A 19,761-nucleotide genomic window follows, 5' to 3' on the forward strand; every position below is an offset into this window, starting at 1 on the left:
ACGGAGGAGCGTGCCATGCCCCACAAGGTAACCGCCGTCCTCTCCGCCGCGCTGCTGGCCGCCGGCCTGGCCGCGTGCGGCGGCGGCGAAGAGGACCGGCAGGCCGCCAACGAGATCACGGTGTGGACGGAGGAGAACCTCGCCGACCGCATGACCGTGCAGCAGCAGATCGCCGACCAGTTCACGCAGAAGACCGGGATCAGGGTCAAGCTCGTCGGGGTGGCGGAGGACCAGTTCAGCCAGACCCTCACCGCCGCCGCCGCGGCGGGCGAGCTGCCCGACGTCATCGGCGCGCTGCCGCTGACGGCCGTCCGCGAGATGGAGGCCAACGACCTGCTCGACACCGAGACCCCCGCCAAGGTCGTCGACCAGCTCGGCCGCAGCACCTTCTCGGCCCGCGCCCTGGAGCTCAACACCTCCGGCGGCAAGCTGCTGGCGGTGCCGAGCGACGGGTGGGCGCAGCTGATCCTCTACCGCAAGGACCTGTTCGACAAGGCCGGGCTGCAGCCGCCGGACACCTACGAGCGGCTGGAGGCGGCGGCCAAGGAGCTCAACGCCGGCGGGGTCGCGGGGATCACGCTGGCCATCGCGCCGAAGGACTCCTTCACCGCGCAGAGCTTCGAGCACGTGGCCCTGGCCAACGGCTGCGAGCTGGTGGACAAGGCCGGAACCGTCACCCTCGACTCCCCGCAGTGCGTCAGGGCCTTCGAGTTCTACTCGAACCTGGCCAAGAACTACTCGGTCAAGGGCAAGCAGGACGTCGACACCACGCGGGCGACCTACTTCTCCGGCAAGGCCGCGATGACCATCTGGTCGTCGTTCATCCTCGACGAGATGGCCTCGCTCCGCAACGACGCGCTGCCCTCCTGCCCCGAGTGCCGCGAGGACAAGGAGTGGCTGGCCAAGAACACCGGCGTCGTGACCGCGCTGAAGGGCCCCGACGGGACCGCGCCCGCCCAGTACGGCGAGATCGTCTCCTGGGTGATCACCCGGGACGCGGCCAAGGACTCCGCCCAGAAGTTCGTCGCCTACATGATGAACGAGGGCTACGAGCGCTGGATCGGCATGGCCCCCGAGGGCAAGTTCCCCACCAGGACCACCTTCGCCGAAGCGTGGAACAAGCTGCCCGCAGGCGTGAACACCAAGAAGCCGCTGGCCGAGATCTACCCCGCCGACGTGCTGGAGGCCCTGCGCAAGAGCCCCGACACCTTCGCACGCTGGGGCATCCCCCAGGGCCAGGGCAAGCTCGTGGGCGCCACGATGGGCGAGCTGCCCGTGCCCAAGGCGCTCAGCGGCGTCGTCGACGGCTCGCTGACCCCGCAGCAGGCCGCCCAGCAGGCCAAGAGCGAGGTCGAGACCATCAAGCGCGGGATCCGCGGATGACCAAGAGCAGGACCCTGAGAGAGCAGGAGGGCCGGGCCGGCCTCCTGCTCATCTCCCCCACTCTGCTCATCACGCTGGTGGTGGTCGTCCTCCCCCTGCTGTGGGCGATCATGCTGGCCTTCCAGGACGTGCGCCTGATCAACATCAGGCGGGCGGGCCTGTTCGGCAACTACACGCTGGAGAACTTCACCTACGTGCTGGAGGAGCCGGGCTTCTGGTCGGCGCTGGCCAACACGCTGATCTACACGATCGCCGGGACGGCGCTGTCCATCGCGATCGGCCTGGTCGCGGCCCTGGCCCTGCGAGAGAAGTTCAAGGGCCGCACGATCGTGCGCGCCTCGATCCTCATCCCCTACGTCGCCCCCGTCGTGGCGGTCGCCTTCCTGTGGGAGGTGATGCTCAACCCCCAGTACGGCATCGTCAACACCTGGCTCAGCGAGCCGATCGCGTTCCTCAGCCAGGCCAGGGGCACCTTCCTGGGCGTCCAGGTGCCCGTCGCCCTGCTCACCGTGATCGCCTTCGAGGCGTGGCGGTACTTCCCCTTCGCCTTCCTGTTCATCCTGGCGCGCCTGCAGGCGATGCCCCACGAGCTGGAGGAGGCGGCGACGGTGGACGGGGCGACGCCCACGCAGCGCTTCCGCTACGTGATCATGCCGCAGCTGTGGCGGATCATCGCCCTGCTCAGCGTGCTGCGGTTCGTCTTCACCTTCACCAAGTTCGACGACGTCTACCTGCTGACGGGCGGCGGCGCGGGCACCGAGGTGGTCAGCGTGCGGGTCTACAACTTCCTGACCGCTCGCGACGACATCGGCGCCTCGGCGGCGCAGGCCATCGTGCTGGCGGTGGTCCTGGTCGTCTTCCTGGTGGTGTACCTGCGGTTCTTCGGCAAGGCGGAGGAGAGGACGGCGTGAGCAGAGACGCCTTCGAAAGAAGCCTGCTGCGGGTGCTCAGGCCGGTGACGATCGCCGTGCTGTTCCTGGCCACCGCGTTCCCGTTCTTCTACATGGTGACGCTGTCGGTCCGCGACATCCAGGAGCTCATCCTCGATCCGGGCTCGCTGCTGCCCGACCGCCTCACCCTCGACACCTACAAGGACGTCCTGACGCGGCAGGGCTTCCTGACGTTCATGGGCAACAGCGCGATCGTGGCGGTCTCCTCGGTCGTGATCACGTTGCTCATCTCGATCCCGGGCGCGTACGCGGTGGCCAGGCTGAGCTTCTTCGGCCGCCGCCAGGTGCACTTCCTGTTCCTGGCCGTGTACCTGTTCCCGGCGATCGTGCTGGCCATCCCGCTGTTCGTGCTGTTCACGATGCTGGGGCTGCGGGGCTCGCTGCCCGGGTTGATCCTGGTCTACATCGCCCAGACGGTCCCCGTCACCGTGTACATGCTGCGCAACTACTTCGAGACCGTCCCGGCCAGCGTGGAGGAGGCGGCGGCCATCGACGGCTGCAGCCGTATCTCCACGATCTGGCGGGTGGTGCTGCCGCTGTCCAAGCCCGCGCTCATGGCCACGGGGCTGTACGCCTTCATGATCGCGTGGAACGAGTTCCTGTTCGCCCTGCTCTTCCTCGTGGAGCGCAGGGACAGGTGGACCGTCTCGCTGGGGCTGTCGCAGCTGGCCGGCAGTATCGAGATCCCGACGACCGTGCTCATGGCAGGATCAGTTGTCCTGACACTGCCCATCGTGGTGGTGTTCTTCGCCGGCGAGCGGCTTCTCACCGAGGGGCTCACGGCGGGAGCAGAGAAGGGGTAGGAGATGTTGACGGCAGGGCAGGTCCTCCAGCTCATCAGGGAGGGCTCCTGCCGTACCCGCAAAGAACTGATCGAGTTCACGGGGCTGTCCCGGTCGACCATCACCGAGCGGGTGGACCGGCTCATCGAGGCGGGATACATCCACGAGTCCGGTGTCGCGTCCTCCGGTGGCGGGAGGCCGCCGAGCGTGCTCGACGTGGACTCCACCAGGCACCTGGTGCTGGTCGCCGACCTCGGCGCCAGCCACGCCAGGGCGGCGCTGACCGACCTGGCCGCGCGCCCCCTGGCGGAGGAGTACACGGAGATGCGCATCGAGCTGGGCCCCGATCGGGTGATGAGCTGGGTACGGCAGGCCTTCCAGCGCCTGTTGGACCGCACGGGCAGGGACAAGACCCAGGTCCGCGGCATCGGCCTGGACCTGCCCGGCTCGGTCGACCACACCTCGGGCCGGGTGATCAGGTCCTTCCTCATGCCCGGCTGGGACGACCATCCGATCAAGGACGCGGTCAGGGAGATGTTCGACGCGCCCGCCCTGGAGGCGGTGCCGATCCTGGTGGAGAACGACGCCAAGGCCATGGCGCTGGGCGAGTGGTGGGCGCGCTGGCGCGAGACCCGCTCGCTGCTGCTGGTCAAGGTCTCCACCGGGATCGGGGCCGGCATCGTCCTGGACGGCCGCATCTACCGGGGCGTGGACGAGGCGGCGGGCAACATCGGCCACGTACGGCTGCGCGAGACCGACGACCGGGTGTGCACCTGCGGCTCGCGCGGCTGCGTGGCCTCGCTGGCCAGCGGCAACGCCATCGCCACCGACCTGGGCCAGGAGTCCAGCCGCGACGTGGTGCGGCTGGTGCAGGCCGGCGACCCGACGGCGATCGCCCGCGTCCAGGAGGCGGGCCGCACGCTCGGCGTGGTGCTGGCGACCGCCGTCAGCCTGCTCAACCCCGGCGTGCTGGTGCTGGCCGGCGACATGGCCGAGACGCGCGAGCACTACCTGACGGGCATCCGCGAGAGCGTCTACCGGCGCAGCCTGCCGTACACCACGCGGAACCTGGAGATCGCCACCAGCGCGCTGGGCGAGCGGTCGGGGATCGTGGGCACGGCGGTCATGGTGATGGAGCACGTGCTGGCGCCGGAGACGGTCGACGCCGAGCTGGCTCGCTCCGCCTGAGCAGCACCGCGCGGACCGCCACCGCCAGGCACACGGCGCCCAGCAGCACCCCCCACAGCACGTCGGAGAAGTAGTGCATGCCGCGGTAGAGCCTCGACAGGGCCACCGCGAGCGGCGCCAAGGTCCCGACGGCCCACCACAGCGGGTGCCACGGGCGCCGGGTGTGCAGGGTCAGCACGATCGCGACCCCGGCGTAGAAGCAGACCGCGGCGCTGACGTGGCCCGAGGGCCAGCTGGAGGTGGGCGGCGCCGGGTCCAGGTGCGGCACCTCGGGCCGGCTCCTGCCGACCAGCTCGGTGGTGGCCAGGAACACCAGCGACTGCGACCAGACCGCCACGACCAGGAACACCGACTCCCGCCAGCGCTTGAACGCCAGCCGGAAGGCGATCGCCGCGATCGCGGTCATGGCCACGACGTACGGCGTGTCCGACAGGCTGGAGCCGATGTCGCTCAGCGTGTCGAGCAGGGGCGTACGGGCCCGTGCCAGCTCGCGCATGGGCGCGGCCTCGGGGGTTCCCAGCCCGGTGACGGCCTTGCCCACCCCGAAGGTGACCACGGCCAGTGTGACGAGAGGCGCTAACAGGGTGCGCAGGTACTCAGCGATGGGACATCTCCTCGGCTGCCTCGGGTTCCACACCTTCGATGTACGGCTCGGCCGGCCGCCGGCCGCTCTCGCGCCGCCACCGCTCGAAGCCGATCGTCGTCGCCGCGATCACCCCGACGCCCAGCAGCACGCCGCCCAGGGCGTCGCTGACCCAGTGGACGCCGAGGGCGACGCGCGTCCAGGCCACCGACAGGGCCAGGAACGCCGCCACCGCCCAGACGGGGATCCTCAGCCGGCGCGGCAGCACGGGCAGCAGCATCAGCACGATGACCCCGGCGCCCAGCGTGGCGGTGAGCGCGTGGCCGGACGGGAACGACTCGCCCGGCGCCAGGGCCACCGGGTCGGGGAAGGCGGGCCTGGCCCGATCGGTGATGATCTTCAGGAGCCCGCCGGTGAGCCCGCCCACCGTGATCGTGGCGATCGCCCAGATCGCCAGCCGCCGCGCGCCGCGCAGGGCCGCCCACGCGGCCATGCCGAGCACCGCGACCCGCCACGGCCACGGCCCGAGGACATCGGTCCAGACCGCGACGAACCGCGTGAGGTCCTGGTTGGTCACGGCGTAGTCGTGCATCTGGCCCGCCACCGACTTGTCCAGCCAGTGCAGCGGCTCGAAGGCCACCTTCACCAGCAGGGCCAGCAGCGTGAACGGCACGAGCACGGCCATGGCGACGGCCGAGGCGACGCCGAGGTTGAAGCCGAAGGCGAGGCCGGACCGGTCGGGCATCAGAACTCCCTCCATCCCGGGGGCCGCCCGTCGGGGTCGACGGCCAGCTTGTACAGCGGGAAGGCGAGCATGCGGCGCGTCCTGGTCAACTCGGGTGCCGAGTGCGGGCGCAGCCGTCCCGGCGGCCTGGGGCCCCTGCGCCCGCCGCGGTGCCAGGACTCCAGCCGCGCGGCGCACTCGGCGAACGCCTCGAAGACGTCCTCCCCGGGCGCCTCGTCGACGCCCAGGTGCTCGGCCGCCAGGGTCAGCCGCAGCGAGCGGGCGAAGTCGTGGTCCAGCACGGCACAGCTCAGCTCGGAGTCGTAGGTCCACGAGCGCAGGTTGACGTTGTCGGAGCCGACGGTGGCCCAGGTGTCGTCGACCACGCACACCTTGGCGTGGACGTAGATGGGGGTGCCCTCCTCGTTCTCCAGGTCGTAGACGGCGACCCGGTCTCCCCCGGCCTGCTTGAGCCTGGCCAGCGCGTCCACCCGGCCGATCAGGCTCGCCGCGCCGGCCAGCCAGCCGTCCTGGTCGGGGTGGCGCGGCACCACGATGATCATCCGGAGGTCGCCGTGGCGCTCCAGGGCCCGCGCGAACGGCTCGATCACCTCCCTGGACCACAGGTACTGGTCCTCCAGGTACACCAGCGACCGGGCCTGCCGCAGCACCTTGCGGTAGGCGCGGGCGACGCTGCGCTCCCCCATCGGCGCGAACGGGTAGGCCGGGCGCTTGTAGGGGTAGGTGCGCAGCAGCTGCACGGGGTGCGGGCCGCACTCCGCCGGAGGCGGGCCCGGCTTGGGCAGCGGCGGCTCGTCGTCCAGGTGCTCGATGTGGTCGCGCAGCCGGCGCAGCGGCTGACGGGTCTCGGGCGTCGGGTCCTCCCAGCGCTCGCAGAAGACCTTCTCCACCTCGGCGACCGCCGGGCCCTGGATGGCCACCTGCGCGTCGTGCCAGGGCGGGCGCGGGCCGTACACCTTAGGCATGGGGGCGGCCTGCGGGTCTCCCAGGTGCTCGGCGGTGTCGCGGCGGCTGTGGCACAGGTCGATGCCGCCCACGAAGGCCACGTCGTCCTGCGGGCGGCGGTCGTGCCGGATGATCACGAACTTCTGGTGGTGCGATCCGCCCGCCCGCACCCGCGTGTCGAGCAGCGCCTGCCCGCCCGCCGCCTCGATGTCCTCGCCCAGGTGGCGGTTCTCGGCCGAGCTGAAGCGCATCAGGTCCAGGTGGGAGCGCCAGATCAGGCCGCGCACCAGCGCGCCGCGCTCGGCGGCCTGGGCCATGACCCTGGCCACGCCCGGCCCCCCGTCGGTCAGCCGCTCGTCGGGGTCGCCGCGCCAGTCGGTGAACAGCAGTAAATCGTCCTTCTCCAGGGCGTCCACGCAGCGCTTGAGCTCGCGGAAGTAGGTGGCCCCGTGGATGAGCGGGCGCACGAGGTTGCCGGTGGTCCACGGCTCCAGCCTGGTGGCCGGGTTGCCGCGCTCCTCTTCGGTCAGAAACCAGTCCTCGAGCCGCACGAGGCCCCGGCTACCCGGCTAACGGCCGATCATGCGCCCCAGCACCTCGGGCGCCTCCACGAGGGACGGGCCGTACCAGGTCAGGTGCCGCCCGCTGACCAGGGCGGTGCGCAGGCCGGGGAAGCACTCCGGGCCGTCGTCGGCGCTGAAGGCGTACGGCTCGTCCGGCAGGACCACCAGGTCCGGCCGCCGGGCGACCAGCTCCTCCAGCGGGACCTTGGGGTAGCGCTCCGGGTGATCCTCGTAGAGGTTGTCCACGCCGAGCCTGCGCAGCACATCGCCGGTGAACGTGCCGCTGCCCACCACCATCCACGGCCGCCGCCAGATGGGCACGACCGCGGTCCGCCTGGGGCCGGGCCGGACCGCCGCCCACACCCGCTCGGCCTCCTCCAGCCAGGCGGGCCTGCCGGTACGGCAGGCGTGCTCGAACATCCGGGCCAGCGAGGAGAACGCCTCCTCGACGGTGCGGATCCTCGTCACCCAGACCGCGATGCCCGCCTCGCGCAGGGCCCGGATGTCGGGGTCGCGGTTCTCCTCGAAGTTGGCGAGCACGACGTCGGGACGGAGGCGCTTGATCGCCTCGATATCCGGATTTTTCGTGCCCTTCACCCTGACGACGTCGAGGCCGGGCGGATGGGTGCACCACTTCGTGGCCCCCACGAGCTTGCCGGTGTGGGCGACCGACTCGGTGAGCGAGGGCACGATCGACACGATCCGCTCCACCGTGTCCGGAACCCTCACCTCGGTCCCGAGATCGTCCTTCATGCGCCGAGCCCTCCCTCGCGGAAGCCGACTATCCCGAGCCTAGACCCGTCCCCGAAGTTCCCCCGAAGCGGGCCCGCGGGTGAGGTCGCCCGCGGGCCCGCACGTGTCGATCGCTCAGGCCTCCAGCGCCTTCAGCGCGCCGTCGTAGTCCGGCTCCTGGGTGATCTCCGGCACCAGCTCCGAGTAGACGACCTTGTCGTCGGCGTCCAGCACGACCACGGCGCGCGCGGCCAGCCCCGCCAGCGGACCCGACTCCTGCGCCACGCCGTAGTCGGTGAGGAACTCGCGTCCGCGCATCAGCGAGAGCATGACCACGTTCTCCAGCCCCTCGGCGCCGCAGAACCGGTTCTGCGCGAAGGGCAGGTCGGCCGAGACGCACAGCACGACCGCGTCGGGGTGCTCGGCGGCGACCGCGTTGAAGCGGCGGACCGAGGCCGCGCACACGCCGGTGTCGACGCTGGGGAAGATGTTGAGCACCTTCTTCTTCCCGGCGAAGTCGGCGAGCGTGACGTCCGCCAGGTCCTTGCCGACCAGGCGGAACGCGGGAGCCGAGTCGCCCGGCCGCGGGAACGAGCCGCCCACGGTGACAGGATTGCCCTTGAACGTGATGGTGGACATGATTCCTCCAGGGATGAGTCTTCGCCCTGGCGGATCATACTGGGCAGGCGATCTAGCGCTTCGGCCAGCTCCAGGGTGGGCCGTCGAACGGGCCGTACCCGGCCACGACCGTCTCGCCGTACTCCTTGACCAGCTCGATCGTCCGCGCCCCGCGCTCGCGCAGCGCCGAGACGAGCGGCCGCGCGTGGCTGACCAGCACGATCTGCGTGGTGGCGGCGGCCGCGGCCACCAGGTCGGCGAGCGGCTCCAGCAGGTCGGGGTGGAGGCTGGTCTCCGGCTCGTTCAGCACCAGCAGCGCCGGCGGGCGTGGGGACAGCAGCGCGGCCACCCACAGCAGGTAGCGCAGCGTGCCGTCGGACAGCTCGGCGGCGGTCAGCGGGCGCAGCAGGCCGTGCTGGCGCAGCGTCAGCTCCAGCCGCCCGCCGCCCAGCTGGACGATCTCCACCGTGCTGCCGGGGAAGGCGTCCCCGACGGCCTTGTGCAGCGCCTCCGGCTCGCCGACCTCGATGATCGTCTGGAGCGCGGCGGCCACGTCGGCACCGTCGGGGCTCAGCACGGGGGTCCGGGTGCCGATCTGCGCCACGCGCGCCGGCGCCTGGGCGTCGGCGCGCAGGTGGTCGTAGAAGCGCCACGACCTGATCCGCTCCCTCACCATGATCAGGTCCAGGTCGGCGACCTCGGTGAACATGCTGTCGAAGGGCCCGATCCGGTACGGCAGGCGGTCCCAGCCGCCGGGGCGGCGCAGCCGTACGGCCGGCCCGTGCCGCTCGGCCATCAGCGTCGCCGGGCGCAGGATCGGCCCGCCCCAGACCGCCTCGCTCTTGATCTCCGGGTCGTGGTTGAACGCCGAGAGCTCCTCACCCGGGATCGGGAGCCCGAAGTCGACGGCGTAACCGGCCTCGTCGCCCGCGAAGCCGAGCTTGAGGCTGACGGGCCCGGACCGGACCGTGCCCTGCACCGGGTGCTCGCCCCGCCGTACGGCGCCGCCCGGCCGTTCCGGTCCCGCCCACAGCGTGGACTGCAGCCCGCCCTCGCGCGCCAGCGCGGCCACCGCTCCGTTGCGCGCGGCGTCGGCGAGCAGGCGCAGCGCCCGGTACAGGTTGGACTTGCCGCTGCCGTTGGCGCCGGTGACGACCGTGAGCTGGGACAGCTCCAGGACCACCCGGCGCAGCGAGCGGTAGTTCTCCACCGCGAGCGTCGTGATCATCCGCGCCCCGCGCCCCTCAGCCCCGGTGGAAGCGGCGGTGCAGCTCCCGCACCTCCTCGGCCAGCTCCGCCACCGGCCCCTCGACCGGGATGCCCGGGGCGACCTCACGGATCGGCAGCGGGCGCACCGGGGGCGGCGGCACCTCCAGCTCGGCCAGCCAGGCCGACAGCTGCTCGGAGGAGGTGGCGTAGACGATGCGCCCCAGGCCCACCCAGGCGTGCGCGGCGGCGCACATGGGGCAGTGCTCGCCGGAGGTGTAGACCGTGGCGGCGGCCCGCTCCTGCGGCGTCAGGTGCGCCGCCGCCCACCGGGCCAGCTCGAACTCCGGATGCCTGGTGCGGTCGCCCGAGGCCACCTCGTTGTGCCCCTCGGCCAGCGCCTTCCCCTCGCCCGACACGAGCACGGAGCCGAACGGCTCGTCGCCCTTCGCCAGCGCCTCCGCGGCCAGCTCCACGCATCGCCTCAGGTGGCGCAGATCCATCTCGTTCACGCCGGTCACCTCCACCGCGCAGCGGATCGGACACTCGACGACGATACTGCGGCGGGCGGCCGTCCGATCACGCGGCGTGCCCGCGCAGCCACGCCAGGGCCTCCGCCGCGGCGGTGAGAACGGAGATGTGCCCCCGGTCCGGGTACTCCCGCAGCTCGGCCGAGGGGCAGCGGCGGGCCAGCCACCTGCTGTGCGAGATCGGCGCCACCCGGTCCTCCCGGCCGTGCATGAGCAGGACCGGGGCGGCCACCCGGGCCGGGTCGAATCCCCAGGGAGCGGCATAGGCGAGGTCGTCGTCGATCAGCCCGCCGGGACCGGCCTGCAAGGCGGGTCCCACGACCTTGCCGAACCACGACCACGCCCCCTTCAGTGCCGCGTGGTCGGCCTGCGTGAACTCCGGATCGTACTCGGCGCCCGACGCCTCGTGGGCCTCCTTGGCCGCCCGCCCCTGAGCGGCGGCGCGCAGGGACGCCACCCCGGAGGCCGCCATGCCCGCGTACCAGTCGAGCCCCTCGGCGTCGTGGGGCGCCAGCCCGGCGACGCCGGCCACCGCGATCACCCGGTCGGGCGCCAGCGCGCCGCACGCCAGCGCATGCGGGGCTCCACCGGAATGGCCCATGACCGCGAACCGCTCGATGCCCAGCGCGTCGGCGACGGCACGGGTGTCCCCGGCCGCCGAGGCGACGTCGCGGCCGGGACGCGGGGTGGAGCCGCCGTATCCCGGCCGGTCGTAGGACACCCAGCGGATGCCGAGCCGTCCGGCCTCCGCGAAGAGCGGCTCGGGCGGCGCGCCGATGTTCGGGGTGCCGTGGTGCCAGAAGACGGCCAGGCCGCCGCCACCGCCCCCGGCGGTGTCGTAGGCGTGCAGGACTCGGCCGTCGCCCGCGTCGAGGTCGAACTCGGTCACCATGGGCCCGATCATTCCATCCCGCGCCGGCCCGCCGTCAGGAGTGCGCGACGCGCAGCGTGACGCCCTGGGCCCGCAGCGGGGCCAGCTCGCCCTCCCCCGCGCCCCCGTCGACGATCACCAGGTCGAAGGCGGTCAGCGGGGCGAGCTGGTGGACGCCGCGCTTGGCGAACTTGCTGTGGTCCACCAGCAGCACGCGCCGGTCGGCCGAGTCCATCATCGCCCGCTTGACCGCCACGGTCTCCTGCGACTGGTGGTAGCACGAGCCGTTGGTGACCGCCGTGGTGGAGGCGAACAGGACGTCGGCGCGCAGGGAGCGGATGGCGTCGGTGGTGCGCATGCCGAGGAAGGCGTCGTAGGCCGGGTAGTAGGCGCCGCCGAGCGCGATGAGGTCGACGTTGGGCTCCCCGGCAAGCTGGTTGATCACCGACAGGAAGTTCGTGATCACCGTGACCGGCCCCCTGGCGGGCAGCAGCGCGGCGACGGCCAGGCCCGTGGTGCTCTCGTCGAGCATCACCGACATGCCGGGCTCGACCATGGTGACCGCCGCCTCGGCCAGCAGCTGCTTCTCCCGCGCCATGGCCTGCATGCGGTGCCGTACATCCCCGTGGTAGAGCGCGGAGGGCTGGGCGGTGGCGCCGCCGCGCACCTTGCGCAGCCAGCCCTCGCTCTGCAGCACGTCGACGTCGCGGTGGATCGTCATGACGCTCACGCCGAAGCTCTCGGCGAGCTCCTCCATGCGGACGAAGCCCTCCTGCTGGACCCGCTGGCGGATCTGGTCGCGGCGTTGCCGGGGGCTCAGCGCCGTCTCGCCGTCTGCCACGTGCCTGTCCTTCCGATCCTGTGATGTCGGCGATAAATCTAACATCCCCTGTTCAGCAGCACGTCATGGGATGATCTTTAGATTTATAACAACTTGATGTGTGCGTTCTCTCAGATACTTGACACGTTCCTGAGATGTCATGTTGGGTTCCTCACATCGGCGACAGCCTGTTGAGAAGGTTCGAGGAGCTGCAATGAAGAGGGTCCCCAAGCGTGGCCTGGCGGTCTCCGCCGCGGCCCTGATGGCGCTGGCCGCGTGTTCGTCGGGCGGCTCGACCCAGAGCGCCACCGGATCGGGCGACAGCGGCGGCGCGCAGAACGCGAAGATCGCGTTCCTCATGCCCGACATCGCCTCCACCCGGTACGAGCTCTACGACGCCCCGCTGTTCAAGGCCAAGATCAAGCAGCTGTGCCCCAGCTGCGAGGTGCTCTACCAGAACGCCAACGCCGACGCGGCCAAGCAGCAACAGCAGGCCAACGCGATGCTCGCCCAGGGCGTCAAGGCGATCGTGATCGACCCGGTCGACTCGGCGGCCGCCGCCACGATCGTCCAGGCCGCCCAGTCCCAGAAGGTGCCGGTCATCGCCTACGACCGGCCCATCCCCAAGGCCAAGGCCGACTACTACGTCTCCTTCGACAACGAGAAGATCGGCTCCTCGATCGCCCAGTCCCTCGTCGACCACCTCAAGCAGACCAAGGCCGAGGGCGGGCTGCTGGTGGTCAACGGCTCGCCGACCGACGCCGCCGCCCAGCTGATCAAGAAGGGCATCCACGCGGGCGTCGACCCCAGCGGCTTCAAGGTCCTGGCCGAGTACGACACCCCCGGCTGGCAGCCCAACAAGGCGCAGGAGTGGGTCAGCGGCCAGATCGCGCAGTTCCCCGGCCAGATCGCCGGCGTGGTGGCCGCCAACGACGGCACCGGCGGCGGCGCGATCGCCGCGTTCAAGGCGGCGGGCGCCAAGGTGCCGCCGGTCACCGGCAACGACGCGGAGCTGGCCGCGATCCAGCGCGTCATCGCGGGCGACCAGTACAACACCATCTCCAAGCCCATCAAGATCGTGGCCGAGGCCGCCGCCGACGTCGCCTACCAGTTCGTCCAGGGCAAGAAGCCCGAGGCCAAGACCACCCTGTTCGACACGCCCTCGGCCCTGTTCGAGCCGACGGTCGTCACGCAGGAGAACGTGGCCGAGGTGATGTTCGGCCCCGAGGGCGCGCTCAAGGCCGCCGACGTGTGCACGCCCGAGTACAAGGCCGCCTGCGACAAGCTGGGAATCAAGTAGATGTCCGGCACGGTCCTGTCGCTGCGCGGCATCACCAAGACCTTCGGGGCCGTGGCCGCGCTCACCGCCATCGACCTCGACGTGCGCAGGGGCGAGGTCGTGGCGGTGGTCGGCGACAACGGCGCGGGGAAGTCGACGCTCGTCAAGATCCTCTCCGGGGTGCACGCCGCGACGGAGGGGACGATCACCTTCGAGGGCCGGCAGGTCACCATCGCCGGCCCGGCCGACGCGCACGCGCTGGGCATCGCCACGGTCTTCCAGGACCTGGCGCTGTGCGAGAACCTCAACGTGATCGAGAACCTCTTCCTCGGCCAGGAGCTCGGCCCCTACCGGCTCGACGACGTGGCGATGGAGGTGCGCTCGTGGGAGCTGCTGCGGCAGCTGTCGGCGAAGATCCCCTCGGTGCGCACCCCGATCGCCTCCCTGTCCGGCGGCCAGCGGCAGACCGTGGCCATCGCCCGCTCGCTGCTGGCCGACCCCAAGGTCGTCATCCTCGACGAGCCCACCGCCGCGCTGGGCGTGGCGCAGACCGCCGAGGTGCTCGGCCTCATCAGGCGGCTGCGCGAGCAGGGGCTCGGCGTCATCATGATCAGTCACAACATGGCGGACGTGAAGGCGGTGGCCGACACCGTGGCCGTGCTCAGGCTCGGCCGCAACAACGGGGTGTTCGCCGCGGACGAGGTCTCCGAGGAGGAGATCGTCGCCGCGATCACCGGCGCCACCCAGAACGCCATCGGGAACGCCTCCGGGAACGCCATCGGGAACGTCTCCGGGAACACGGGAGGGCTGCGGTCGTGAGCACACCCACGGACCTGCTGGACGAGCGGCTCATCGGCCGCGCCGGCGTGCGGGGCGCCGCCGAGGGCATGCTGGACCGCGTCAGGAGCGGCGACCTCGGTGTCCTGCCCGTCGTCATCGGGCTGCTGGTGATCGGGACGGTCTTCCAGCTGCTCAACCCGATCTTCCTGTCCAGCACCAACCTGGTGAACCTGACCCTGGAGCTGGTGCCGGTCGGCGTCATGGCGCTCGGCGTCGTCTGCGTCCTGCTGGTAGGGCAGATCGACCTGTCGGTCGGCTCGGCCGGCGGCCTGACCTCGGCGGTCATGGCCGTGCTGTTCGTCAGCAAGGGCATGCCCGCGGTCGTGGCCGTCCTGGCCGCGCTGGCGCTGGGCGCCGTCATCGGCTGGATCTACGGGCAGATCCTCAACCGCTTCGGCGTGCCGAGCTTCGTCATCACCATGGCCGGGCTGCTGGGACTGCTCGGCGTCCAGCTCTACGTGCTCGGCGCCCAGGGCTCGATCAACCTGCCGTTCGACTCCTCGCTGGTGGCCTTCGCCCAGCTGGCGTTCCTGCCGCCCTGGCTGTCCTACGCCCTGGTCGTGGTGGCCGCCGTCTGGCTGTTCCTCAGCGGTCACCTGCACGCCCGGCGGCGTCGCCGCGCCGGGCTGTCGGCCCGCTCCGTCAACCTGCTGCTGGCCCGCAGCGCCGCGCTCCTCGTGGGCGTCGGCGCGGTGGTCTGGTACCTCAACCAGACCCGCGGCGTCGGCTGGATGTTCGTGCTGTTCCTCGGGCTGGTGCTGGTCATGCACTACGTGCTGTCCCGCACCCGCTTCGGCAAGTCCATGTACGCCGTGGGCGGCAACGCCGAGGCCGCCCGCCGCGCCGGCATCAACGTCAAAGCCGTCTACACCAGCGTCTTCGTGCTGTGCTCGACGTTCGCGGCGGTGGGCGGCGTGCTGGCTGCGGCCCGGCTGGCGGCGGTCAACCAGGCCAGCGGCGGCGGCGACGTGAACCTCAACGCCATCGCCGCCGCGGTGATCGGCGGCACCAGCCTGTTCGGCGGGCGCGGCACGGCCTTCGCCGCGCTGCTCGGCATCGTCGTCATCCAGGCCATCTCCAGCGGGCTGACGCTGCTCAACCTGGACTCCTCCTTCCGCTTCATGGTCACAGGCGCGGTCCTGCTGCTGGCGGTGGCGGTCGACTCGGTGGCGCGCCGCTCGCGCGTCTCGCACGGGCGGGCCTGATGGCGGTCGTCTGCGTGGACGCGGGGACCACGCTCATCAAGGCCGTCGCCTACGACACCCGCGGCGCGGAGGTGACGATCGCCCGCCGCCGGACGGCCGTGTCCCGGCCCCGGCCCGGCTGGGCGGAGCAGGACATGGCCGCGGTGTGGGAGGCGGTGGCGGCGTGCGTCCGCGAGGCCGCCGCCGACGTGGTGGGCGACGTGGAGTTCGTCGCGGTCACCGCCCAGGGCGACGGCTGCTGGCTGGTCGGCGCCGACGGCGAGCCCACCGGCCCGGCCATCCTGTGGAACGACGGCCGCGCCGCCGGGATCGTCGAACGCTGGGCGGCCGAAGGGATCCTCGACCGGGCCTTCGCCGTCAACGGCTCGCTCACCTTTCCCGGCCTGCCCAACGCCGTCCTCGCCTGGCTGGCCGAGCACGACCCCGAGCGCCTGGAACGCTCCGCCGCCGCGCTCACCTGCGGCGGGTGGATCTTCTCCCGGCTCACCGGGCTGCCGGCCGTCGACACCTCCGACGGCTCGGCGCCGTTCACCGACCTGCGCACCGGCCGGTTCTCCACCGCCCTGCTGGAGCTGTACGGCATGCCGTGGGCCGAGCGGCTGCTGCCCCGGCTCCTCGGCGACGACGAGCGCGTCGCCCCCCTGACCGGCCCGGCGGCGCGCGAGCTGGGCCTGCCGCCGGGCACCCCGGTCGTCATGGCCCCCTACGACATCGCCGCCACCGCCATCGGCCTGGAGGTCACCGAGCCGGGTCAGGCGTGCGGCATCCTCGGCACGACCCTCTGCACGGAGATCGTCACCGATCGCCCGGAGCCCGGGGACAAGCCGGTCGGCTGCACCGTCGCGCTCGGCCTGCCGTACCGGCACCTGAGGGTCTTCCCGACGCTGGCGGGCGGCGAGGTGATCGAGTGGGCCCGCGCCCTGCTGGGGCTGCGCGACCCCGAGGAGCTCGGACGGCTGGCGCTGCGCGCCGCGCCGGGGGCCGACGGGCTGACCTTCCTTCCCTACCTGTCGCCCGCCGGGGAGCGGGCGCCGTTCCTCGACCCGCGGGCCAGGGGATCCCTCCACGGCGTGACCGTCGAGCACGGGCCCGAGCACGTGGCGCGAGCCGTACTGGAAGGCCTGAGCCTGGTGATCAGGGACTGCCTGGAGGCCGCCGGGGAGCGCCCGCGGGAGCTGCGGGTGTGCGGCGGCGGGGCGGCCAGCGAGGTGTGGACGCAGCTGATCGCCGACGTGACCGGGCTGCGGGTGCTGCGGTCGGCGGACGCCGAGGCCGGCGCGCGCGGCGCCTACCGGCTCGGCAGGCTGGCGACCGGCGGCGATCCCGGCACGGCACGCATCAGGGACGCCTTCGAGCCCCGCCACGACTACGACGCCCACTACGCCCGCTTCCTGGAGATCCGGGAGACGGTGGCGGCGACCTGGGGGCGGCCGTGAGCGTCTGGATCGGGATCGACCTGGGCACCCAGAGCGTCCGGGCGCTCGCGGTGACCGGCGACGGGCGGGTCGCCGGCCTGGGGACGCGGCCGCTCACCGGCCGCCGCGACGGCCCCCGCCACGAGCAGGACCCCGAGCAGTGGTGGCGGGCGGTCGGCCTGGCCTGCCGCGAGGCGCTGGCCGAGGTGCCGCCGGCGCAGGTGCGCGGCGTGGCGGTCGACGCCACCTCGGGCACGATCCTGCTCGCCGACCGCGACGGCCGGCCGCTGACCCCGGCGCTGATGTACGACGACACCCGCGCCGCCGCCGAGGTGGACCGGATCAACGAGGTCGGCGGCGAGGTCTGGGCCGAGCTCGGCTACCGGCGCATGCAGGCCGCCTGGGCGCTGCCCAAGCTCCTGTGGCTGCTTCGGGCCTGCCCTGCCGCGCGGGACGGCAGAGCACGGCTGGCCCACCAGAGCGACTTCGTCAACCGCCGCCTGGTCGGCCACGACGTCCCCACCGACCTGGGCAACGCGCTCAAGACCGGCGCCCACCTGGTCGAGGAGCGCTGGCCCGCCGAGGTGCTCGACGCGCTCGGCGTGCCGGAGGGCCTGCTGCCCGGCCTCGTCCGGCCCGGAACGCCGCTCGGCACGGTGTGCGCGCAGGCGGCGGAGGCGACGGGGCTGCCCGCCGGCACCCCGGTCGTCGCCGGCACCACCGACGGCTGCGCGGCCCAGCTGGGCGCGGGCGCGCTGACGGTCGGCAGCTGGAACTCCGTGCTCGGCACGACCCTCGTCCTCAAGGGCGTCACGCGGGAGCCGATCCGCGACCCGCTCGGCGTCGTCTACTCGCACAGGGCACCCAACGGCGACTGGCTGCCCGGCGGGGCGTCCAGCACCGGCTCCGGCGTCATCTCGCGCGACTTCCCCGGCCGTGACCTGGCCGCGCTGGACCGGGCGGCCGCGGCCTTCGAGCCCGCCGGAGTCGTCGCCTACCCCCTGGTCTCGGCCGGGGAGCGCTTCCCCTTCGTGGCGCCCTCGGCGCGCGGCTTCCTGCTGGGCGAGCCGTCCGGCGAAGCCGAGCACTTCGCCGCCCTGCTGCAGGGCGTCGGGTTCGTCGAACGGCTCTGCTTCGACTACCTCCACCTGCTGGGCGCCCCGGTGGACGGCCCGCTCACGCTGACCGGCGGCGCCACGCGCAGCGACTACTGGTGCCGGCTGCGCGCCGACATCCTCGGCCGCCCGGTCATCCTGCCCGAGAACGCCGAACCGGCGCTCGGCATGGCCGTGCTCGCCGCCTCCGCCGGGCGGGACGCCGCCGAGGTCGCCGCCCGGATGGTGCGCGTCCGCCGGACCGTCGACCCCCGGCCGGAGGCGGCCGGGCGCTTCGCCGAGCCGTACGTCCGCCTGGTGGAGGAACTGGCCCGCCGCGGCTGGCTGCAGGAGGCCGTCGCCGCCCACGCGATCGAGAGGACACGCCCATGACCCGCCTCGTCCTGGTCCGCCACGGAGAGTCGGTCTGGCACGCCGAGAACCGCTACGCGGGCGTGAGCGACATCGCCCTGACCCCGCGGGGCCTGCGGCAGGCGGAGCAGCTCGCCGACTGGGCCGGTACGGCCCGGCTCAGCGGCATCTGGACCTCCACCCTGTCCAGGGCGCGCGTCACCGCGCAGGCCAGCGCCGAGCGCACCGGCCTGGTCCCGCAGGTGGACGAACGGCTGCGCGAGCTCGACTTCGGCGACGCCGAGGGGCTGACCAGGACCGAGATGTCGCGGCGCTTCCCCGAGGCGCTGGACGCCTTCCACGCCGACCCCGTCGCCTGCCACCTGCCGGGCGGCGAGGACCCGGTCAAGGCCGCGGAGCGCTTCACCGAATGCCTGGCCGACATCGCCGTCCGGCACCCCGGCGGCCGCGTCCTCGTCGTCGCCCACACCACGGCGATCCGGCTGGCGCTGTGCCGGCTGATCGGCATCCCGCTGCGCGAGTACCGGCGCGTCTTCCCCTTCCTGCGCAACACCGCGCTCACCGAGATCAAGCTCGAGGACGGGCACGCGGCCGTCCTGGAGTACAACACCCCGCTCCACCGAGGAGGTACGGCATGACGGTCCGGCTGCTGGCCGCCGGCGACCACTTCGTCCTCAACCGCCTGCTCGTCGACGCCGTCCGGGCCAGGGTCGCGGCCGACCTGGACGTCGTCGAGCTCACCCTGCCCTGGCCGGTGGAGCCCTTCGGCCGGGTGGCCGAGGTGGCGGAGGCGTCGGGCGGCGAGGAGGAGATGATCGAGGCGCTGCGCGGGGTCGAGATCTGCGTGACCCAGATGGCGCCGCTCACCGAGCGCATCCTGGCCGCCTCGCCCGCCTTGAGGCTGTTCTGCGTGGGCCGCGGCGGCCCCGTCAACGCCAACCTGGAGGCCGCCGCCCGCCACGGCGTGAAGGTCACCTACGCGCCCGGCCGCAACGCCACGGCTACCGCCGAGCACACGCTGGCCATGATCCTGGCCGCCGTCCGCCGCATCCCGCAGACGCACGCCGACCTCAGCGAGGGCACCTGGCGGGGCGACTACTACCGCTACGACAGCGTCGGTCCGGAGCTGGAGGGCGGCGTGGTCGGCCTGGTCGGCTACGGGGCGATCGGCAGGAAGGTCGCGGCGATGCTGGCGGGTCTCGGGGCGAGCGTGCTCGTCCACGACCCCTACGTGCCGGAGGTGAGCGTCCCGCTGGAGGAGCTGCTGTCGCGTTCCACCATCGTCTCCCTGCACGCCAGGGCCACCAGGGAGAACGCCGGGATGATCGGCGCCGCCGAGATCGCCGCCATGCCCCGCGGCTCGGTGCTGGTCAACTGCGCCCGCGGCAGCCTCGTGGACTACGACGCGGTCTGCGACGCGCTGGAGTCCGGGCACCTGTTCGCGGCGGCCTTCGACGTCTTCCCCGAGGAGCCCGTCCCCAAGGACTCGCGGCTGCTCACCACTCCCGGCATCGTCATGACCCCGCACCTGGCGGGGGCGAGCAGGCAGACGGCCGAGAAGGCGGCGGCCATCGTCGCCGAGGAGGTGGCCCGCTACCTGCGCGGCGAGCCGCTCCTCCACGCCGCCAACTAAGGGGACG

At 72.5% G+C, this 19,761-nt stretch carries 20 protein-coding genes; 11 read left to right on the top strand and 9 right to left on the bottom strand.

What is annotated here, in order from left to right:
* The first annotated feature begins 15 nt into the window (after window positions 1-15).
* The 4 genes from BSB02_RS21125 to BSB02_RS21140 are packed head-to-tail and all read left to right on the top strand — an operon-like array spanning window position 16 to window position 4,303.
* Window positions 16-1,383, top strand: a complete 1,368-nt coding sequence (locus BSB02_RS21125; RefSeq protein WP_084960966.1) for an ABC transporter substrate-binding protein — start codon at window positions 16-18, stop codon at window positions 1,381-1,383.
* Complete coding sequence (locus BSB02_RS21130) at window positions 1,380-2,294, top strand: carbohydrate ABC transporter permease (RefSeq protein WP_084960968.1); 915 nt, start codon at window positions 1,380-1,382, stop codon at window positions 2,292-2,294. The genes BSB02_RS21125 and BSB02_RS21130 overlap by 4 nt, the downstream gene beginning before the upstream one ends.
* A complete protein-coding gene (locus BSB02_RS21135) occupies window positions 2,291-3,136 on the top strand; it encodes a carbohydrate ABC transporter permease (protein ID WP_084960970.1) in 846 nt (281 codons plus the stop codon). The genes BSB02_RS21130 and BSB02_RS21135 overlap by 4 nt, the downstream gene beginning before the upstream one ends.
* Before the next feature lie 3 nt (window positions 3,137-3,139).
* Window positions 3,140-4,303 (top strand): ROK family transcriptional regulator, encoded by a 1,164-nt coding sequence (locus tag BSB02_RS21140; protein WP_084960972.1) that lies wholly within the window; start codon window positions 3,140-3,142, stop codon window positions 4,301-4,303.
* Here BSB02_RS21140 and BSB02_RS21145 read toward each other — a convergent pair.
* The 9 genes from BSB02_RS21145 to BSB02_RS21185 all read right to left on the bottom strand — a co-directional run bounded on the left by BSB02_RS21145 (window position 4,239) and on the right by BSB02_RS21185 (window position 11,937).
* Entirely contained in the window at window positions 4,239-4,859 is a 621-nt protein-coding gene (locus BSB02_RS21145; protein ID WP_084960974.1) for a phosphatase PAP2 family protein, read from the bottom strand. The two genes, BSB02_RS21140 and BSB02_RS21145, sit on opposite strands and share 65 nt — an antisense overlap.
* A 40-nt stretch (window positions 4,860-4,899) precedes the next feature.
* Window positions 4,900-5,631: a phosphatase PAP2 family protein gene (locus tag BSB02_RS21150; RefSeq protein ID WP_206184804.1), complete on the bottom strand. Its 732-nt coding sequence runs from the start codon at window positions 5,629-5,631 to the stop codon at window positions 4,900-4,902.
* Window positions 5,631-7,127, bottom strand: coding sequence for a phospholipase D family protein (locus BSB02_RS21155; protein ID WP_084960977.1), 1,497 nt, complete (start codon window positions 7,125-7,127; stop codon window positions 5,631-5,633). The genes BSB02_RS21150 and BSB02_RS21155 overlap by 1 nt, the downstream gene beginning before the upstream one ends.
* Window positions 7,128-7,145: 18 nt before the next feature.
* On the bottom strand, window positions 7,146-7,892 hold the full coding sequence (locus BSB02_RS21160) for a helical backbone metal receptor (protein WP_084960979.1): 747 nt from the start codon (window positions 7,890-7,892) through the stop codon (window positions 7,146-7,148).
* 114 nt (window positions 7,893-8,006) lie between these two features.
* On the bottom strand, window positions 8,007-8,510 hold the full coding sequence (tpx, locus tag BSB02_RS21165; protein WP_084960981.1) for a thiol peroxidase: 504 nt from the start codon (window positions 8,508-8,510) through the stop codon (window positions 8,007-8,009).
* Window positions 8,511-8,562: 52 nt separating this feature from the next.
* Window positions 8,563-9,717 carry an AAA family ATPase gene (locus BSB02_RS21170; RefSeq protein WP_084960983.1) on the bottom strand — a complete coding sequence of 385 codons (1,155 nt, stop codon included), beginning with the start codon at window positions 9,715-9,717 and terminating at the stop codon, window positions 8,563-8,565.
* A 16-nt stretch (window positions 9,718-9,733) separates the two neighbouring features.
* On the bottom strand, window positions 9,734-10,198 hold the full coding sequence (locus BSB02_RS21175) for a nucleoside deaminase (RefSeq protein WP_084961169.1): 465 nt from the start codon (window positions 10,196-10,198) through the stop codon (window positions 9,734-9,736).
* 76 nt (window positions 10,199-10,274) lie between these two features.
* Window positions 10,275-11,117 carry an alpha/beta fold hydrolase gene (locus BSB02_RS21180; RefSeq protein WP_084961171.1) on the bottom strand — a complete coding sequence of 281 codons (843 nt, stop codon included), beginning with the start codon at window positions 11,115-11,117 and terminating at the stop codon, window positions 10,275-10,277.
* Between the two features lie 34 nt (window positions 11,118-11,151).
* On the bottom strand, window positions 11,152-11,937 hold the full coding sequence (locus tag BSB02_RS21185) for a DeoR/GlpR family DNA-binding transcription regulator (protein WP_240506552.1): 786 nt from the start codon (window positions 11,935-11,937) through the stop codon (window positions 11,152-11,154).
* 193 nt (window positions 11,938-12,130) lie between these two features.
* Between BSB02_RS21185 and BSB02_RS21190 the strand changes: the two genes are divergently transcribed.
* Genes BSB02_RS21190 through BSB02_RS21220 form a run of 7 tightly spaced genes read left to right on the top strand, consistent with a single transcriptional unit; the run spans window position 12,131 to window position 19,754 of the window.
* Entirely contained in the window at window positions 12,131-13,216 is a 1,086-nt protein-coding gene (locus BSB02_RS21190; protein WP_084960987.1) for a substrate-binding domain-containing protein, read from the top strand.
* Window positions 13,217-14,014: an ATP-binding cassette domain-containing protein gene (locus tag BSB02_RS21195; protein WP_084960989.1), complete on the top strand. Its 798-nt coding sequence runs from the start codon at window positions 13,217-13,219 to the stop codon at window positions 14,012-14,014.
* Window positions 14,011-15,240, top strand: coding sequence for a sugar ABC transporter permease (locus tag BSB02_RS21200; protein WP_240506553.1), 1,230 nt, complete (start codon window positions 14,011-14,013; stop codon window positions 15,238-15,240). The genes BSB02_RS21195 and BSB02_RS21200 overlap by 4 nt, the downstream gene beginning before the upstream one ends.
* A complete protein-coding gene (locus BSB02_RS21205) occupies window positions 15,240-16,676 on the top strand; it encodes an FGGY-family carbohydrate kinase (RefSeq protein WP_084960991.1) in 1,437 nt (478 codons plus the stop codon). The genes BSB02_RS21200 and BSB02_RS21205 overlap by 1 nt, the downstream gene beginning before the upstream one ends.
* Window positions 16,673-18,142 (top strand): FGGY-family carbohydrate kinase, encoded by a 1,470-nt coding sequence (locus tag BSB02_RS21210; RefSeq protein ID WP_240506554.1) that lies wholly within the window; start codon window positions 16,673-16,675, stop codon window positions 18,140-18,142. The genes BSB02_RS21205 and BSB02_RS21210 overlap by 4 nt, the downstream gene beginning before the upstream one ends.
* Complete coding sequence (locus BSB02_RS21215; RefSeq protein ID WP_084960993.1) at window positions 18,139-18,759, top strand: histidine phosphatase family protein; 621 nt, start codon at window positions 18,139-18,141, stop codon at window positions 18,757-18,759. The genes BSB02_RS21210 and BSB02_RS21215 overlap by 4 nt, the downstream gene beginning before the upstream one ends.
* Window positions 18,756-19,754: a 2-hydroxyacid dehydrogenase gene (locus BSB02_RS21220; RefSeq protein WP_084960995.1), complete on the top strand. Its 999-nt coding sequence runs from the start codon at window positions 18,756-18,758 to the stop codon at window positions 19,752-19,754. Before BSB02_RS21215 ends, BSB02_RS21220 begins: the two co-directional genes overlap by 4 nt.
* Window positions 19,755-19,761 lie beyond the last annotated feature (7 nt).

Source organism: Thermoactinospora rubra (genome assembly GCF_002093975.1).
GTDB lineage: Bacteria > Actinomycetota > Actinomycetes > Streptosporangiales > Streptosporangiaceae > Nonomuraea > Nonomuraea rubra_A.

Coding starts and splice junctions, on each gene's coding strand:
- BSB02_RS21190 (WP_084960987.1), top strand. CDS start 12,131: ATGAAGAGGGTCCCCAAGCGTGGCCTGGCGGTCTCCGCCGCGGCCCTG.
- BSB02_RS21220 (WP_084960995.1), top strand. CDS start 18,756: ATGACGGTCCGGCTGCTGGCCGCCGGCGACCACTTCGTCCTCAACCGC.
- tpx (WP_084960981.1), bottom strand. CDS start 8,510: ATGTCCACCATCACGTTCAAGGGCAATCCTGTCACCGTGGGCGGCTCG.
- BSB02_RS21130 (WP_084960968.1), top strand. CDS start 1,380: ATGACCAAGAGCAGGACCCTGAGAGAGCAGGAGGGCCGGGCCGGCCTC.
- BSB02_RS21215 (WP_084960993.1), top strand. CDS start 18,139: ATGACCCGCCTCGTCCTGGTCCGCCACGGAGAGTCGGTCTGGCACGCC.
- BSB02_RS21205 (WP_084960991.1), top strand. CDS start 15,240: ATGGCGGTCGTCTGCGTGGACGCGGGGACCACGCTCATCAAGGCCGTC.
- BSB02_RS21160 (WP_084960979.1), bottom strand. CDS start 7,892: ATGAAGGACGATCTCGGGACCGAGGTGAGGGTTCCGGACACGGTGGAG.
- BSB02_RS21175 (WP_084961169.1), bottom strand. CDS start 10,198: ATGGATCTGCGCCACCTGAGGCGATGCGTGGAGCTGGCCGCGGAGGCG.
- BSB02_RS21125 (WP_084960966.1), top strand. CDS start 16: ATGCCCCACAAGGTAACCGCCGTCCTCTCCGCCGCGCTGCTGGCCGCC.
- BSB02_RS21180 (WP_084961171.1), bottom strand. CDS start 11,117: ATGGTGACCGAGTTCGACCTCGACGCGGGCGACGGCCGAGTCCTGCAC.
- BSB02_RS21195 (WP_084960989.1), top strand. CDS start 13,217: ATGTCCGGCACGGTCCTGTCGCTGCGCGGCATCACCAAGACCTTCGGG.
- BSB02_RS21150 (WP_206184804.1), bottom strand. CDS start 5,631: ATGCCCGACCGGTCCGGCCTCGCCTTCGGCTTCAACCTCGGCGTCGCC.
- BSB02_RS21170 (WP_084960983.1), bottom strand. CDS start 9,717: ATGATCACGACGCTCGCGGTGGAGAACTACCGCTCGCTGCGCCGGGTG.
- BSB02_RS21140 (WP_084960972.1), top strand. CDS start 3,140: ATGTTGACGGCAGGGCAGGTCCTCCAGCTCATCAGGGAGGGCTCCTGC.